We start from the raw sequence: 16,705 nt of genomic DNA, 5'->3' as shown, positions 1-16,705 counted from the left end.
ATGATGTCAAATATCCGTTCGTAATTCTGTTCAACCATCAAATTTTCACGCAAACGATAAAACAAACGTTTGCGACACTATTGAAATCGACTATGATTCAGAAAAATTTACCAAATCCTGTTCTGAGTATTGATATGAATTTAAAACGCACCTTAATTGCATCAGCGATGGCTAGCTTATCTCTGTTTTCTTTAACGATTAACGCAATGGAAAAAGCGGATCTGATGATCACAGATGCCATGGTTCTGACTATGAACCAAGACAAAACCGTCTATGAGAGTGGTACGGTAGTGGTCAAAGACAACAAAATCATTGCAGTGGGCGACGCTTCATTAGAGAAGCAATACCAGGCAGAACAAGTGCTTGATGTCGATGGCGATATCGTGATGCCAGGTCTTATCAATACTCACACTCACATTTCAATGACTGTGTTCCGCTCTTTGGCTGACGATGTGCCTGACCGTCTACACCGTTATATCTTCCCATTGGAAAAGAAACTGGTTTCTCGCGATATGGTTCGTATTGGCGCCAACCTAGGTAACGTAGAAATGGTGAAAGGTGGCGTAACGACTTATGCAGATATGTACTACTTCGAAGATGAGGTAGCGAAGACCGTCGATAAGATTGGTATGCGTGCTGTATTGGGTGAAACCGTGATTAAATTCCCAGTTGCAGATGCAGCCAATGCTGAGGAAGGGATTAAGTACGCGCTCAACTTCATTGAAGAGTACAAAGACCACCCGCGTATCACGCCAGCATTCGCACCACACGCCCCTTACACCAACACCACAGAGATCCTACAAAAAGTAGCGAAGCTATCTCTGGAACTGGATGTTCCTGTGATGATCCACTTAGCAGAATCTCATCGTGAAGAAGAGAAGATCGCCGAGCGCTCTGATGGCCTATCGCCTGTTCAGTACATGCATAGCATTGGCGCACTCAACAAAAACCTAGTTGGCGCACACATGATCTTGGTTGATGACGAAGACATTAAACTAGTGAAAGAGTCAGACATGGGCGTTGCCCACAATATGAGTGCTAACATCAAATCAGCGAAAGGCGTCTCGCCTGCTCTGCAGATGTACGATGAAGATGTTCGTATTGGCCTAGGTACCGATGGTCCAATGTCAGGTAACACCTTGAGCACTATCGATGAATTCAACCAAGTTGCCAAAGTTCATAAACTAGTTAACAAGGATCGTGCAGCTATGCCGCCGATCAAAGTGATCGACATGGCGACGATGGGTGCAGCAAAAGCGCTACACATGGAAGACAAGATCGGATCATTAGAGATCGGTAAGTTGGCGGACATCATTGTGATCGATACTAAAGCGCCAAACATGGTACCTGTTTACAACCCATATTCTGCACTGGTGTACTCAGCAAACTCAGGTAACGTTCGCCACTCAATCGTCGACGGTAAACTGTTGATGAAAGACCGCAACATGCTCACTGTTGATGAAGATAAGATTCGTCAAGAAGCACTGGATTTCACTAAGGTAGTGCGTGAAACCGTTGTTGAGTCAGGTGAAGTGGTTCAATAATCTCGCCACGTAATAGCATGACTATCTAGATGCAAAAAGCCCTGCACTAATCTAATTAGGCAGGGCTTTTCAGCTTTCAGTGTCCCGTAATAATGAGTGCAGAGATCATTACAGGATTAGGATTCGGTATTACCAGAAAACGTCGCGTCGTTTGGCTCGAGCAATAATATTGTCTGGCATTCTTTGCTCCAACCCACTCCTTAATACGGAAATGCGTTTGTGTTGACGCTGATCGGCAGTGACAGAGTTATACAGCCAGCGGTACGCATCTTCATAATCTAACGGGCTACCATAATCACGCAGTAATAGCTCAGCTAAGTGAATACGCGCATTAAGGTTACCCATGGATGCTGCTTCACGTAGATAAGGGATCGCTCGCTCTTTATCTTGCTGAACCAAGGTACCACGTGAGTAGTAACGGCCAAGCTGCTCTAAAGCGGCCGGCAGACCTTGATGAGCGGCGTTTTCCATGTAGTACAGACCAAGTTCAACGTCCTGCTCTACACAGACACCCCAAGCCAGCATATCGCCGTATAAAAACTCATAAGAAGGCAAACTGATACGCGTCGCACGCGCAACAATATCTTCAACCAGTTGGCACTTATCAGCTTTCACACGCTCAAGGTGTTGATTCTTTTCTATCAGATTGATCAGTTCAGCTTCTGTGTATATGGGTACCGGCTCACCGACATCAGCCAAATTAGCATGACTCAAGGAGGAGCTCAGCGCCATTATCAATGAAGCTGCCACAGTTCGTAGCTTCATACCTGCACTCTATTATCTTGTTTTAAAAACGTATTGAACCTTTGGGAACCCCAAACTCAATTACATTTCACTCACTATGATATCTGTATCGGCAACGACGCCTATCGCTTTAGACAAAACTTGCCGCCGATGGGCAATATTTTGCCAGATAGCGTACAAAAGATCATCACACTCAAAAGTAGTACTGGCGAAACTCCAAATTGCGAGCACAAAAAAGCCAGCTTATTTCAGCTGGCTTTCTAACAACTTTCTATTATCTATACACTTACGTGTATCAGCATTATGCGCTGTAAGGGTGAACCTTGATAATAGTTTCGTTACGGTCTGGACCTGTAGAGATAATATCTACTGGTACGCCTGTTAGTTCTTCGATACGTTTGATGTAATCAAGAGCAGCTTGTGGAAGCGCGTCGATTGTCTTAGCACCAAATGTTGTCTCAGACCAACCTGGCATTGTTTCGTAGATTGGCGTTGCTTCTTCGAAAGATTCAGCAGCCATTGGAGAAACTTCTAGGATAGAACCGTCAGCCATCTTGTAGCCAGTACAGATCTTGATCTCTTCTAGACCGTCAAGAACGTCTAGTTTAGTCAGACACATACCAGTTAGAGAGTTGATTTGGATAGCGCGGCGCATTGCTACTGCATCAAACCAACCTGTACGACGTAGACGACCTGTTGTCGCACCAAACTCGTGGCCAACATCACCTAGGTGTTTACCTACTGGGTCTTGCTTGTCTAGACCATCGTATAGCTCAGTTGGGAATGGACCTGAACCTACACGAGTACAGTAAGCCTTGGTGATACCAAGGATGTAACCGATGTGACGAGGACCAAAACCAGAACCTGCAGCAACACCACCAGCAGTCGTGTTAGAAGAAGTTACGTATGGGTAAGTACCGTGGTCGATATCTAGTAGAGTACCTTGAGCGCCTTCGAACATGATCTTGTCGCCGCGCTTACGTGCTGCGTCTAGTTCGTCAGTTACGTCCATAACCATTGAAGTTAGTAGATCTGCGTAACCCATGCACTGCTCAAGTACTTCTTCGTAGCTTACTGTTTCAGCTTTGTAGAAGTGCTCTAGTTGGAAGTTATGGAATTCCATTACTTCTTTTAGCTTCTCAGCGAACATTTCTTTATCGAAAAGGTCACCAACGCGTAGACCGCGACGAGCAACTTTATCTTCGTAAGCTGGACCGATACCACGACCCGTTGTACCGATAGCTTTCGCGCCACGAGCGATTTCACGCGCGTTGTCGATAGCGATATGGTACGGAAGAATTAGAGGACAAGCTTCAGAAACGAAAAGACGCTCGCGCACTGGGATACCGCGCTCTTCAAGAGGCTTCATTTCTTTAAGAAGTGCTTCAGGCGAAAGTACAACACCGTTACCGATAACACATTTAACGTTATCGCGCAGGATGCCTGATGGAATTAAGTGAAGAACGGTTTTTTCACCGTCAATTACAAGTGTGTGACCTGCATTGTGACCGCCTTGGTAGCGAACCACGTATTTTGCATCTTCAGTTAAAAGGTCAACAATTTTACCTTTACCTTCGTCACCCCATTGGGTGCCTAGAACGACTACGTTATTTCCCATCTTTCCAGTATCTGTTGCTAGTTAAAAATGGATTCTAGCACCGAATCACAATTCTTGCAGTCATTTTTTGTTCACAATAGTGAGAATTGCTCACAAGCGGCACACATAAGGCGGTATCAAAATGCGTAAGGATACTGATATTATTCCTTTTTTATCTCATAAGGCACCTATCATGTCTCACTCTATTTGGCTGGCTATCGGCCTAGTTTTGGTCGTTGAAGGCTTAGGGCCACTTATCGCTCCAAGAGGCTGGCGCAACATGATGGCTCAGCTTAGTGAACAACCAGATAATCAGCTTCGACGTATTGGTGGTTGCTTGGTGGTAGCCGGTGCGGTGATTGCGTTTATGACGTATCGGTAATTCGAGATTCGAGATTCGAGATTCGAGATTCGAGATTCGAGATTCGAGATTCGAGAATGATTGAAAGATATCTAGATTGTCGATACAAACAAAAAAGGCTCCCACCGTGGGAGCCTTTCTATTATAAATACTTATCTTAGAGGGTTACTTCTCTTGAACACCGTTTGACTGGTTCATGTATTGGAAGAACTCACTCTTAGGGTCAAGCACTAATATATCGTTCTTAGAGCTAAATGATTTCTCATAAGCTTTAAGAGAACGCAAGAAACTGAAGAATTCAGGGTCTTGGTTGTACGCTTCTGCATAAATCTTAGCAGCCGTTGCGTCTGCTTCACCGCGAGTTACTCGTGCTGTTTTGTCGGCTTCAGCTAGAATTGTCGCAACCTCTAGCTCAGCTTGAGCTCGGATAACTTCAGCTTTTTCACGACCTTGAGAGCGGAACTTACGAGCTACTGACTCACGTTCTGCACGCATACGACGGTAGATAGACTCACTAATTTCATCAGGTAGGTTAATTTTCTTAATACGAAAATCAACAACTCGTACACCTAAATCTTTCAGTGCACTCTTACGAGTATCATCTAAAACCTCTTGCATGATTTGATCACGCTCACCATCGATCTCTAAAGCTTTCAGTGCCGCTTCATTCGCTAGTTCATCTTCAACGTTACCCGCAAGCTCTTTACTCTTATCACGAGGACCAGAGATAATTTGCTTGATTTCACGCGAACCGATCTCCGAACGAAGAACGTCTGTCACTTTACGCTCCAGAAGTGCTTCAGCTTGCAGTGAATTACCACCACCGGTTGCTAGATAGTAACGACCAAAATCTTCAATACGCCATTTAACGTATGAATCAATGATCACGTCTTTTTTCTCAGACGTTACGAAGCGGTCAGAGCGACCATCCATTGTTTGAATCAGTGCATCTAAGCGATGTACGCGATCAAACATCGGCATTTTAAAGTGCAGGCCCGGCTCATAAATGCGAGTGATTTCATTGTTATCTTTTAGTACACGACCAAAACGAACAACAATGCCACGCTCACCTTCAGGAATCACGAATAGAGACATTAGCATTAGCGCTAACGCAATAACGAGTACAGGGATCATTAACTTACGCATTCTTAGTATCTCCCTTGACGTGACGTTGAGCGATTTTCAGAGTTCGACTTTTGTGTCGTATCAGTACGATCTGCTTCCAATTCAATCCCATCATAAGCAGAGCTAGATTTAGACTTACGCACAGTTGAGCTTGCGCCGTCTTTACCCGCTAACTTATCGATAGGAAGGTAAAGCAAGTTACCGCTAGACTCTGAGTCAATCAGTACCTTAGATGTATTGCTGTACACTTCTTCCATAGTATCAAGATACAGACGGTTACGAGTGACTTCTGGTGCTGCCGAGTATTCAGGAAGTAACTTCTCAAATTGAGCAACCTGACCTTCAGCTTCGTTAGTAATACGCTCACTATAACCTTGCGCTTCTTTCTTCAAACGCTCAGCTCGACCGGTTGCTTTAGGTAAGATCTCATTTTTATAAGCTTCGGCTTCACGAATGAAACGTTCTTCATCCTCACGAGCCGCGATAGCATCGTCAAATGCATCTTTAACTTGCTCAGGTGGACGTGCTGACTGGAAGTTTACATCAACTAGAGTGATGCCCATATCGTAGCTATCAATAATTTGATTCAGAGTTTCCTGAGTGCTTTGACGAATCTGTTGACGACCACTCGTTAGAATAGCATCCATTAACGAATCACCAATAACCGCACGCAGTGCTGAGTCTGTTGCTTGACGCAAACTATCGTCAGCATTAGTTACTCGGTATAAGTATTTGTATGGGTCAGTCACTCGGTACTGAACATCCATCGCTACCGTTACTACGTTCTCGTCTTTGGTCAGCATGGTGCCAGAGGCACGCAGTGAACGGATCGCTTGAACGTTAACCAGCTGTTCATCGCTGATTTGATCGATGAAACGTGGGTGCCAGTTTAGGCCCGGCTCTTCAATACGGTCAAACTGACCTAATCGAAGTACCACAGCTCTCTCTGCTTCACCTACGGTGTAGAAACCCGCAAAGAACCAGATAGCGATAGCAATAACTGCAATGACACCAAAGCCAATCGCACCACCGCCACCAACAGATGAACCGTTGCCACCTTTTTTACCAAACTTGCCACCCAACTTTTGACTCAGTTTGTTAAACACTTCGTCTAAGTCTGGCGGTCCTTGATCTCGGCCACCGCGATTATTCTTATTACCCCAAGGGTCATTATCGCGGCCGTTATCGCCGTTGTTATTTCCAGGCTCATTCCACGCCATTAGAAAGCTCCATCATTTGATATGACGTTATACTGTAGCAGTCTCTGTGGTAACGATAAAGTCACCTAAGAGTGCCCCTTCTCTTTTTTCTAGTTTAGACCAATCCACTTGTTGCATTCGGATATCTATCAACAGGTTACCATTTTCATCATATTCTTCTTGTTGAATAGATTTCAACTGAAAAAACAGACTACGAATACGACCCTGATGTTGAGGTGGAATGCACAGTCGATATTGAACCATTTGGCTTGCTAGACGTTCTGTCAGCGCCTCAAACAGTAATTCAATGCCTTCCCCTTCCATTGCCGAGACCCAAACAGCGCGTGGTGCGCCCTCTTCGTCTCGTTCAATGCGAGGTTTTTGGTCTTCCATGCAGTCAATCTTGTTCATGACTACAAGGGTTGGCACCTCATGAGCATCGATTTCTTCTAATACATCATGAACTGCCTGAATATTCTCACGAAAGCGGTCATCACTGGCATCAACAACATGTAACAAAATGTCAGCTTCCTGCGTCTCTTGTAACGTTGCTTTAAATGCCGCGACTAAATCGTGCGGTAGGTGACGAATAAATCCTACAGTATCTGCAAGGATTGCCGGACCTACATCAGTCAGATCGATTTTACGTAGTGTTGGGTCTAGCGTTGCAAACAATTGGTCTGCCGCGTAAACACCAGCACGGGTGATCTGGTTAAACAGTGTTGATTTCCCTGCGTTGGTATAACCAACAAGAGAAATGGTTGGGATTTCAGCTCGATTACGAGCACGGCGGCCCTGTTCACGTTGCTTAGCTACCTTAGCTAAACGACGCAATATCGCTTTTATACGGTCACGCAACAGACGTCGATCTGTTTCTAGTTGAGTTTCACCTGGACCACGAAGACCGATACCACCTTTTTGTCTCTCAAGGTGAGTCCAACCGCGAATCAGTCGAGTAGAGATATGACGAAGCTGAGCAAGCTCAACTTGTAGCTTACCTTCATGAGTTCGCGCACGCTGTGCAAAGATATCTAAGATAAGACCGGTTCGGTCAATCACACGACACTTACACAAGTGCTCTAGGTTACGCTCTTGGGCAGGAGAGAGGGCGTGATTAAAAATCACAATTTCAGCCCCAGTTAGCTGAACGGCTTGAGCGATTTCTTGGGCTTTACCCTCTCCGACGTAGTATTTAGGGTGCGGGGACTGACGACTACCAGTAATAACTTGTAGTGTTTCTACCCCCGCAGAGGAGACCAGCATTTCACATTCGCTTAAGTCTTCCCATTCACCCTCTTGCGTGAAGTTGATATGAACAAGTACGGCTCGCTCACCGGATTCATAACGGTCAAACAAGCAACCAACTCCTTATTACAGCTTTAGCTGTATTGATTGAACTATTAATCTTCAGACTTCTCTGAACGATCAGCTGGTGCACGCTCACCGCTGTGGTGGCTAACTGCACGAGCAGGAACCACTGTAGAGATAGCATGCTTGTAAACCATTTGGTTTACTGTGTTCTTCAGTAAGATCACAAACTGATCAAAAGATTCGATCTGACCTTGCAGCTTAATGCCGTTTACAAGGTAGATAGACACTGGAATGCGCTCACGACGTAGTGCATTTAGAAATGGGTCTTGCAGCGATTGCCCCTTAGCCATTTTATTTTCCTTATTTTGTATTTTGTTGTAATTATTTAGCTAGTGGTGCACAAAAAGGTGCGGCCTTTGCATCTGAGCTAAACGAATAAAAAAACTCCGTTGTTATTGAAAGGCTGTAAGTTTAAAAAGCCTCAATAACGGATCCTTTCCAGAGTATATTCACGCAAAAGCGATCACATTATACACAGCTATGCTAGTCAGATGCTATTGCATCTGAAAGAGTTTCTAGCGCTTGTTCAATGTTTTCGCTATCTAACCAAGTCAAATCATCCCAACTGCGTAACCAGGTGATTTGGCGCTTGGCCAATTGACGGGTTGCACAGACTCCACGGAATACCGCTTCGTCAAGGTCACAATTCCCATCTAAATAGTCCCACATCTGACGATACCCTACGCAACGGATCGATGGTAGATCAGGATGAAGATCGTCTCGAGCGTATAACGCTTTCATCTCATCTTCGAAACCTGCCTCTATCATTTTCTCGAAACGCAGTTCAATTCGACGATGCAGTTCAGCCCTTTCCTTGGGAGCTATAGCAAATTGCTTCACACGAAATGGCAGGCTATCGCCCTTCGTTTGAGTTAGCTCTGTTAATGTTTTACCCGAAATTCGAAAAACTTCCAATGCTCTTGACAATCTTTGTGGATCATTCGGATGAATTCTTTCTGCAGATACTGGATCAATCTCTCTTAATTGATCGTGCATAACTTGCCAACCACGCTCGTTAGCTTCTGCTTCAATCTGTTTACGAATCTCTTGGTCTGCCGCTGGTAAAGGGGATAACCCTTCTAGCAATGCCTTGTAATAAAGCATAGTACCACCGACCAATAATGGTATTTTTCCTGCTGCAACGATGTCGTTCATCTCTTTGAGGGCATCACGACGAAAATCTGCCGCAGAGTAGGATTCACTTGGATCTAAAATATCGATCAAGCGATGAGGAGCAAGTGCTAACTCTTCTGCGTCTGGTTTCGCAGTACCAATATCCATATCTTTGTAGATCAACGCCGAGTCCACACTGATGATCTCTACTGGGAACTTCTGACGTAGGCGAATGGCTAGATCTGTTTTACCTGATGCGGTCGGCCCCATTAAAAACAGTGCTAAAGGTAGTTTCTGAGTCATGATATTTGTTTTTTGCTTCTCTGTTAGAGCGCTCTGTTTTTCAGAGCTTAGTGCTGCGCAAACTTACCGCGCAACTCAATAAATTAAACCGTAAATGCTGCAATAGTCGCTGAAAAATCAACTGGGTTTACAAACTCAGGATCATCTAATGGAAGTAGACCGTGCCAGAGCTGTTCAAGTTCCCCAACTAATTGAACCGCTTCAGATAAAGTGTAGTCGCTTTTTACCTGCGCGGTTTGCACACCAATCCAATTGACCAACTGTTGCATGCTTTGAGCGTCGTTGGATTGGATATTGAGCGAAGCCGCGTACGATAACAGATCTGGGATTAAAGTTTGTAAGTTTTGCTGCCTTAGAGGTGATGGCACTCCCATCACCATAATCGCTTCGCTGTTTCTGGCTTTAAGCTCGATGCCTAACAAGTTCAGTTGAGGGCTCAGTGTTTTCATCACCTCAACCAACTCACTACCAACTTTCATCGATAGAGGCACCAATAAAGGCTGACTTTTCAAAGCACCATGTTGGGTATTCAGTTGCCCCACCACACGCAAATATTCGGCTTTCGCCAGTGATAACAACAAGCAACCATTTTTACTTCCCATAGCCAAATACTGCTGGTTCACCACAGTAATCGCTTTGCCAAGCTCAGCAATGATCGGCCTTTCAACCGGTGAGTGTTCGACTACAGAAGCTGCCCTCGACGATGAATCTTTTGAAAGCGCGCTATCGCCTGCGGTTGAGTTTGGAAACTCTGGTGTTTGCAGTAGCTCTTTGTAGGCTTTCACTTCACGCTTAGACGGTGCCGGTTCTGCATGATGTTGGTTCGAAGGCTTGTCAGGTTTTGGCGCAGGACGAGATTCAATCCACTCCTGACGCGGAGAGCCAGTAAAGCTGGTCGCTTGTTCAACTCGACCACCATAACCGGAACTTCGTTCGCCCTCTGATTGAGTGCCCGCTCTTGAGTGAGTCTGGCTATAACTCTGTGCGCGATCTTGAACCGACTCTTGAGCATGCTCTGATTCCGCTTTTCTTGGATAAGCAGGTGTCTTATCGATCGCCTCTCTTGCTCGCTCCGACGCTTGAGCAGCACCTATTGGCGAAGAGGGCTGTGAGGTTGGTGACGAAACAAAGGTATCAACACCCTCTGAGTGATTAACAGCTTCAGAGTAACCAGTGCCTTCATCGCGCGGTTCAGGCTCAACTTGGTGAAAAGCAGATTGATTGAGTGGTGCGGCTTCAATCTGTTTGGTTTGCGCCAATCCATCGCTTAACGCTTGATAGATAAAATCATGCACCAGACGCGCTTGATGGAAACGGACTTCGTGCTTAGCTGGATGAACGTTAACATCCACTTGATGTGGGTCGAGCTCAATAAACAGCACGTAGGTAGCGAATTGATCAGGGCGAAGGCTGGTCTCGTAGCTTTGACGAATCGCGTGATTGATCAGCTTGTCACGCATCATACGGCCGTTCACATAGCAGTATTGCAAATCACTTTGCTGTCTTGCACCTTCTGGTGTGGTGATCCAGCCGTGGAGTTTGAGGCCTTGATGCTCTAACTCAATCTTGAGCATATGACGCACAAACGCATTGCCACACACAGCCGCAATACGTTTTTCTGCTTGAATCTCTGTTTTAGCTGCGCGGTATTGGCGAATCATCTTGCCGTTATGACGCAAGTTAATTGTCACATCGAAACGGCTCAAGGCAATGCGTTTTAGCAGCTCATCAATATGAGTAAATTCGGTTTTTTCAGTACGCAGAAACTTACGTCTTGCCGGTGTATTAAAGAATAGGTCTAAAACTTCGACGGAGGTGCCGATTGGGTGTGCTGCTGGCTGCAGTTTTACCGCCATGTCACGCCCTTCACTATACGCAGCCCACGCTTGGTCTTGCGTCGCTGGTCGCGAGGTCATGGTTAAACGCGCTACCGAGCTAATACTTGCCAGCGCTTCACCGCGAAAGCCAAGGCTCACGATCGCTTCAAGGTCATCTAAGGTGTGAATCTTTGATGTCGCATGTCGGCTTAGCGCCAGCCCTAACTCATCTTTGACGATACCTTTACCATTATCACGAACGCGAATCAGCTTAGCGCCGCCCTTCTCGATATCAATGTCGATTCGGGTTGCACCAGAGTCCAAGCTATTCTCCACCAACTCTTTAACAACCGAAGCTGGCCTTTCGACCACTTCTCCGGCTGCAATTTGGTTAGCAAGACGCGCTGGTAATATCTTAATCGTCATAATGGTTCTCTACTCGCTCTGGCTCTCTACTCATTATTTATGAGGAATCACCAATACTTGCCCAACGGCTAAACCGTCAGAACGCAGTTTGTTTGCCTTACGAATGCTGTCTACCGTCACCCCATATTTAGACGCGATCTTACCAAGGTAGTCTCCACGCACGACTGTGTGCTTACGTAGCGGAAGCGCCTTAATACTGATAGTGATCTTAAGCTTCTGACCTACTTTCACGATATCTGAGCGCAGGTTATTCTCACGCTTAATCGCAGAAACACTCACGCCGTACTTGTTGGCAATGCTACCTAAGAACTCACCACGCTTGACCACGTGAGTAATAGTCCGTCTTTCAACATCGTTGCCGACGCTTTGTGCCGCGCCAGGTACTTTTAGCTTCTGACCAATAACCAAACCTGTCGATTTCAGGTTATTCATCGTCATCAAGTTTTTCGTAGTTGTACCGTACTTCTTCGCAATCACTGACAGCGATTCACCACGAGAAACTTTATGAGTAATAGTAGAAGCGACTGGAGCGGGTGTAGGTCTTGCTGTGTTAGATAATACCATTCCCTCTGGCGGGTTCGCTTTTAGGTACTTCACCACTGCGGTTGTAATCGCCGTAGCCAATTTATCTTGGTGCGAGCGCTGGAACAGAAGCTTCTCTTCCGTCGGGTTAGAGATAAAGCCAGTCTCAACCAGCACTGAAGGAATTTGTGGTGAGCGTAATACCGCTAGACTGGTGTTGATTGGCTTACGGTTATGCAGCTTGGCCACTTTGCCCATCTCAGACAGGATTTCCGTTGCCAATTTATAACCCTCTTTCTGAGAGTGACTAAATTGTAGGTCTAACAGAGTTTGGTTAACGTTCTTATCATCAATATTATTGGTGAAAGCCGCACCGCCGCCGCCCAAGAGCTCCGATTGCTTCTCTTTATTCTCAATCCAACGGGAGATTTCCGTGTTAGCACGACGAGTATTGAGTACGAATACAGAACCACCACGAGGTTGAGGTGTTGTGAATGCGTCTGCGTGAATCGAAATCAACAGGTGCGCTTCATTTTCACGAGCAATAGCCACTCGGCGGTTCAAGTTAACGAAGTAGTCGCCATTTCGCGTCATACGAGTCTTCACGCCCGGTATCGCATTCAACTTAGCGGCGACTTTGCGCGAAATGCTTAAGACCGTATTTTTCTCGTACTTACCAGACGGTCCAATCGAGCCTGGGTCTTCACCACCGTGTCCAGGATCAATCACGATCAAAATGTCTTTATTGCGCTGAACTTGATCAATGCTCTTACTCACCGTTGAACTGCTCGAAGAGCTTGAGCTAGATGATGATTTTTTCGTTTCACCATGTGGAAGATCGATCACCAAACGGTGACCATATTGCCCACCCGGCGTCGGGCTCAATTTGAAGATTTCAGCTTTTGTAGATTTCTTCAGCTCAAACACTAAACGGTAGGTTGTCTTCTCTGGAGGAGAGCTCTTGCGAATCTTTTTTAATACAGGGCTATCTGTAACGGTGACCGGTAATTTGGTCGCGAGATTAGTACGTTTAAGGTCAACCACCAAACGGTTGGGGCTGGTCAAAGTAAAATAGCTAAAATCGGCTTCAGACTTTAGATCAATAACAACTCGGGTTTCTTCAGGGGAAGGCCACACACGTAACCCTTTTAAAGAGTTCGCAGCAGCAAGGGAAGAAAACAGCAATGAGAAAACAGCGGCCATCATGGCCACTGTAGAAAGAAGGCGTTTAGAAATCAACATAACTCCAACTGACTAAGTAAGCGTTGTCCATATTCACTGTTAGCGGTTAAAGAGACGACTCGGTGATCATCTTGGTAACGGATATCGATATCAAGATCAGCTTCTGGCAATAGACCTTCACCCTTCTCTGGCCACTCAACGAGGCAGATAGCGTCAGGAGTAAAGTAGTCACGAATACCCATGAACTCTAACTCTTCAGGATCAGCAAGACGGTATAGATCGAAATGATATACCTGCCAATCTGCCAATTGATATGGTTCAACCAGAGTATACGTTGGGCTTTTTACATTTCCTTGATGACCAAGCGCTTTTACAAAGCCACGACTAAATGTCGTTTTACCTGCGCCAAGATCGCCATGCAAATAGATAGTGGTTTGCTGTGAGCATAGATTTGAAAGCTCCGTCCCCAGTTGAATCGTTGCTTGCTCATCTTTCAAAGTAAATTGTTTTGTGCTCATGAATACGTTCTCTAAAAATCGATCGTTGACTATATAAAAATCAAAAGAACAAGAATAGTAAACCGTGAAGGTTTTGAGAGACAAGCATTCAAGTGTAAGTAATATGAAAAATAGCGATGAATTTGCCTCTGTTCTGGTCAACACTATTAAGATCCGTTAAGATCCGCCCCCATTTTCGCTCATGCCAGATATAAATTGATTACCAGGCTATGAATAAAGTTGCGACCAAGCTATGAATCTAGACCACCTTGCTGAACAAATTAAAACTTGGGGACAAGAGCTCGGCTTCCAAAAAGTTGGCATTTGTGATGTCGACTTAAGTGAGCATGAAGCAGCTTTACAAGCGTGGCTAGATGCTGGTTACCACGGCGATATGGATTGGATGGCACGACATGGCATGATGCGCGCAAGGCCTGATGAATTGCACCCGGGTACAGTACGAGTGATCAGCGCTCGCATGAACTATCTACCACCTGAAGCTCAATTCGCGACTAACCTTGCAGACAGCACCCAAGGCTATATCAGCCGTTACGCGTTGGGTCGTGACTATCACAAACTGTTTCGTAATCAGTTAAAAAAGCTCGGTCAGAAAATCGAAAAAGAGATTGAAGGTTTGGACTATCGTCCATTCGTCGATTCTGCACCTATATTGGAACGACCTTTAGCCCAAAAGGCAGGTCTAGGTTGGACGGGTAAACACTCACTCATTCTCGATAAAGAAGCGGGCTCATGGTTTTTCCTGGGCGAGTTGCTAGTCAATATTCCACTACCTGTAGATGAACCGAATACAGAAGAGTGTGGCAAATGCACTGCTTGTATGACTTCTTGCCCTACTGGTGCCATCGTGGAAGAAGGTATTGTGGATGCTCGTCGCTGCATCTCTTACCTGACTATCGAATTCGATGGTGTTATTCCGCTCGAGTTTCGTGAAGCGATTGGTAACCGAATCTATGGTTGTGATGACTGCCAACTGGTTTGCCCTTGGAATCGACATGCAGATGTTAGTAAGCAAAGCGACTTTCATCGCCGTGAAGCATTCCAAGATATCGACCTAGTAACACTGGCAAGCTGGGATGAGGCGACCTTTCTGAAAAAGATGGAAGGTTCTGCGATTCGACGCATTGGACATACGCAATGGCTACGTAATTTATTCGTTGCGATGGGTAATGCGCCTTTCCAACAACGCATCATTGATATTTTAGAATCTCATTTAGGTAATGATGGGATGCTCGACGAACATATCCAATGGGCGTTAGAAAAGCAGAATCAACAATTACCCAATGCAGTACAAACTGCCCTTTCAACCATCTCTCCTCAAGAGTCTGTGAATAAGATTGAAAGCAAGAAAAAGCGACTTATTCGAATTGTAGAAAAAGGCCTGCCAAGAGACGCTTAGTGTATTCACCATGAATATCAGTCGCTAAGCTTGATACACCAAGGTTAGCGGTAAAATGACGGTAAGCTGTTTCATAGAATTAAAGCACAATGTTTGACCTTGTTCTCAAATTTTATAATGTGGAAAAAAATTTAATTTCTCTCAAACTTTCCACATAACAGCAAAGTTAAACACAGTTCGGATAAATGACTAAGATCAATAAACAACAAGTTAACGATCCTTCCAGCTACCTACCCAATCAAACAAAAACAATTAAAAACAACAACTTAAAATAAAAAGGAACAATTTAGAGAAATTATATTAGGAAGGATCTTTTCAGTAGCACTTGAGGATTAAGGCTGAAATAACTTTATCAACCAAGTTATCCACATAATACAAAGTGTGGATAAGTCTGTTTACAGATATGAAAAACCTCAGATATCTTCTTTAGAAACCTGATAGTTATTAGCATTCCATTAGCTAAGACAAATTTGAGACAAAAAAATATCCACCAAGTGTACTGGAGGATTGATTTCTTTTTTAAGGGATGATGCTTCGCAGCATTAAAGAAAGAGCTTAGGCTTACAGCCTATATCCAAGCTAGATAGCTTAGAAAGAAATTGGAGCGACACACGAGGTTCGAACTCGTGACCTCAACCTTGGCAAGGTTGCGCTCTACCAGCTGAGCTAGTGTCGCATAAGTTAACCGCTATTGCGTTTAACTGTAATGTGGTTGCGGGAGCCGGATTTGAACCGACGACCTTCGGGTTATGAGCCCGACGAGCTACCAAGCTGCTCCATCCCGCGTCCGGATGTCATTGTTAAGCACAATGAAAGCTATCAAATTGGAGCGACACACGAGGTTCGAACTCGTGACCTCAACCTTGGCAAGGTTGCGCTCTACCAGCTGAGCTAGTGTCGCATAAGTTAACCGCTACTGCGTTTAACTGTAATGTGGTTGCGGGAGCCGGATTTGAACCGACGACCTTCGGGTTATGAGCCCGACGAGCTACCAAGCTGCTCCATCCCGCGTCCGGATGTCATTGTTAAGCACAATGAAAGCTATCAATTTGGAGCGACACACGAGGTTCGAACTCGTGACCTCAACCTTGGCAAGGTTGCGCTCTACCAGCTGAGCTAGTGTCGCATAAGTTAACCGCTATTGCGTTTAACTGTAATGTGGTTGCGGGAGCCGGATTTGAACCGACGACCTTCGGGTTATGAGCCCGACGAGCTACCAAGCTGCTCCATCCCGCGTCCGGATGTCATTGTTAAGCACAATGAAAGCTATCAATTTGGAGCGACACACGAGGTTCGAACTCGTGACCTCAACCTTGGCAAGGTTGCGCTCTACCAACTGAGCTAGTGTCGCATAAGTTAACCGCTATCGCGTTTAACTGTAATGTGGTTGCGGGAGCCGGATTTGAACCGACGACCTTCGGGTTATGAGCCCGACGAGCTACCAAGCTGCTCCATCCCGCGTCCGGATGTCATTGTTAAGCACAATG

The 16,705-nt window shown here is 45.3% G+C and carries 13 protein-coding genes and 8 tRNA genes; 3 read left to right on the top strand and 18 right to left on the bottom strand.

The features are described 5' to 3' along the window. The first annotated feature begins 134 nt into the window (after positions 1–134). Positions 135–1,544, top strand: a complete 1,410-nt coding sequence (locus FIV04_RS01310) for an amidohydrolase (protein ID WP_152468062.1) — start codon at positions 135–137, stop codon at positions 1,542–1,544. 129 nt (positions 1,545–1,673) lie between these two features. Here FIV04_RS01310 and FIV04_RS01305 read toward each other — a convergent pair whose 3' ends face one another. Beyond that, entirely contained in the window at positions 1,674–2,309 is a 636-nt protein-coding gene (locus FIV04_RS01305) for a tetratricopeptide repeat protein (RefSeq protein ID WP_150872908.1), read from the bottom strand. A 280-nt stretch (positions 2,310–2,589) separates the two neighbouring features. After that, positions 2,590–3,906: an adenylosuccinate synthase gene (locus FIV04_RS01295; RefSeq protein WP_032549903.1), complete on the bottom strand. Its 1,317-nt coding sequence runs from the start codon at positions 3,904–3,906 to the stop codon at positions 2,590–2,592. Between the two features lie 172 nt (positions 3,907–4,078). Here FIV04_RS01295 and FIV04_RS01290 point away from each other — a divergent pair, with 172 nt between their 5' ends. After that, positions 4,079–4,267 carry a DUF2065 domain-containing protein gene (locus FIV04_RS01290; protein ID WP_032549906.1) on the top strand — a complete coding sequence of 63 codons (189 nt, stop codon included), beginning with the start codon at positions 4,079–4,081 and terminating at the stop codon, positions 4,265–4,267. A 144-nt stretch (positions 4,268–4,411) separates the two neighbouring features. Here FIV04_RS01290 and hflC read toward each other — a convergent pair whose 3' ends face one another. From hflC to tsaE, 8 genes are all read right to left on the bottom strand, one after another. After that, a complete protein-coding gene (gene hflC / locus FIV04_RS01285) occupies positions 4,412–5,392 on the bottom strand; it encodes a protease modulator HflC (RefSeq protein WP_150896227.1) in 981 nt (326 codons plus the stop codon). A gap of 2 nt (positions 5,393–5,394) precedes the next feature. After that, positions 5,395–6,591: an FtsH protease activity modulator HflK gene (gene hflK / locus FIV04_RS01280; RefSeq protein WP_152468061.1), complete on the bottom strand. Its 1,197-nt coding sequence runs from the start codon at positions 6,589–6,591 to the stop codon at positions 5,395–5,397. A 27-nt stretch (positions 6,592–6,618) separates the two neighbouring features. Continuing rightward, positions 6,619–7,926 (bottom strand): ribosome rescue GTPase HflX, encoded by a 1,308-nt coding sequence (gene hflX, locus FIV04_RS01275; protein ID WP_032551490.1) that lies wholly within the window; start codon positions 7,924–7,926, stop codon positions 6,619–6,621. A gap of 44 nt (positions 7,927–7,970) precedes the next feature. Then, positions 7,971–8,231 (bottom strand): RNA chaperone Hfq, encoded by a 261-nt coding sequence (gene hfq / locus FIV04_RS01270; protein ID WP_032551489.1) that lies wholly within the window; start codon positions 8,229–8,231, stop codon positions 7,971–7,973. A gap of 193 nt (positions 8,232–8,424) precedes the next feature. Then, positions 8,425–9,357 (bottom strand): tRNA (adenosine(37)-N6)-dimethylallyltransferase MiaA, encoded by a 933-nt coding sequence (miaA, locus tag FIV04_RS01265; RefSeq protein WP_152468060.1) that lies wholly within the window; start codon positions 9,355–9,357, stop codon positions 8,425–8,427. Positions 9,358–9,440: 83 nt separating this feature from the next. Further along, complete coding sequence (gene mutL, locus FIV04_RS01260; RefSeq protein WP_152468059.1) at positions 9,441–11,600, bottom strand: DNA mismatch repair endonuclease MutL; 2,160 nt, start codon at positions 11,598–11,600, stop codon at positions 9,441–9,443. Positions 11,601–11,633: 33 nt separating this feature from the next. Continuing rightward, on the bottom strand, positions 11,634–13,364 hold the full coding sequence (locus FIV04_RS01255; RefSeq protein ID WP_152468058.1) for an N-acetylmuramoyl-L-alanine amidase: 1,731 nt from the start codon (positions 13,362–13,364) through the stop codon (positions 11,634–11,636). Continuing rightward, the gene (tsaE, locus tag FIV04_RS01250; RefSeq protein ID WP_150872913.1) at positions 13,358–13,822 is read right to left on the bottom strand and encodes a tRNA (adenosine(37)-N6)-threonylcarbamoyltransferase complex ATPase subunit type 1 TsaE; all 465 of its coding nucleotides are present in this window, start codon (positions 13,820–13,822) and stop codon (positions 13,358–13,360) included. The genes FIV04_RS01255 and tsaE overlap by 7 nt, the downstream gene beginning before the upstream one ends. A 232-nt stretch (positions 13,823–14,054) precedes the next feature. Here tsaE and queG point away from each other — a divergent pair, with 232 nt between their 5' ends. Beyond that, positions 14,055–15,218, top strand: coding sequence for a tRNA epoxyqueuosine(34) reductase QueG (gene queG, locus FIV04_RS01245; protein ID WP_152468057.1), 1,164 nt, complete (start codon positions 14,055–14,057; stop codon positions 15,216–15,218). Between the two features lie 600 nt (positions 15,219–15,818). Here the strand turns inward: queG and FIV04_RS01240 are convergent. From FIV04_RS01240 to FIV04_RS01205, 8 genes are all read right to left on the bottom strand, one after another. Further along, positions 15,819–15,894: transfer RNA gene (locus FIV04_RS01240), tRNA-Gly, on the bottom strand. Positions 15,895–15,927: 33 nt separating this feature from the next. Then, positions 15,928–16,004 (bottom strand) — tRNA-Met (locus FIV04_RS01235). 39 nt (positions 16,005–16,043) lie between these two features. Then, positions 16,044–16,119 (bottom strand) — tRNA-Gly (locus FIV04_RS01230). Positions 16,120–16,152: 33 nt separating this feature from the next. Continuing rightward, positions 16,153–16,229 (bottom strand) — tRNA-Met (locus tag FIV04_RS01225). Between the two features lie 39 nt (positions 16,230–16,268). Beyond that, positions 16,269–16,344: transfer RNA gene (locus FIV04_RS01220), tRNA-Gly, on the bottom strand. A gap of 33 nt (positions 16,345–16,377) precedes the next feature. Then, positions 16,378–16,454 (bottom strand) — tRNA-Met (locus tag FIV04_RS01215). A 39-nt stretch (positions 16,455–16,493) separates the two neighbouring features. Then, positions 16,494–16,569: transfer RNA gene (locus tag FIV04_RS01210), tRNA-Gly, on the bottom strand. A gap of 33 nt (positions 16,570–16,602) precedes the next feature. After that, positions 16,603–16,679 (bottom strand) — tRNA-Met (locus FIV04_RS01205). Positions 16,680–16,705 lie beyond the last annotated feature (26 nt).

This window comes from Vibrio sp. THAF190c, assembly GCF_009363355.1.
Classification (GTDB): domain Bacteria; phylum Pseudomonadota; class Gammaproteobacteria; order Enterobacterales; family Vibrionaceae; genus Vibrio; species Vibrio fortis_A.
The sequence above is the reverse complement of the archived record's forward strand: the minus strand, read 5'-3'. Positions and strand labels throughout refer to the sequence as shown.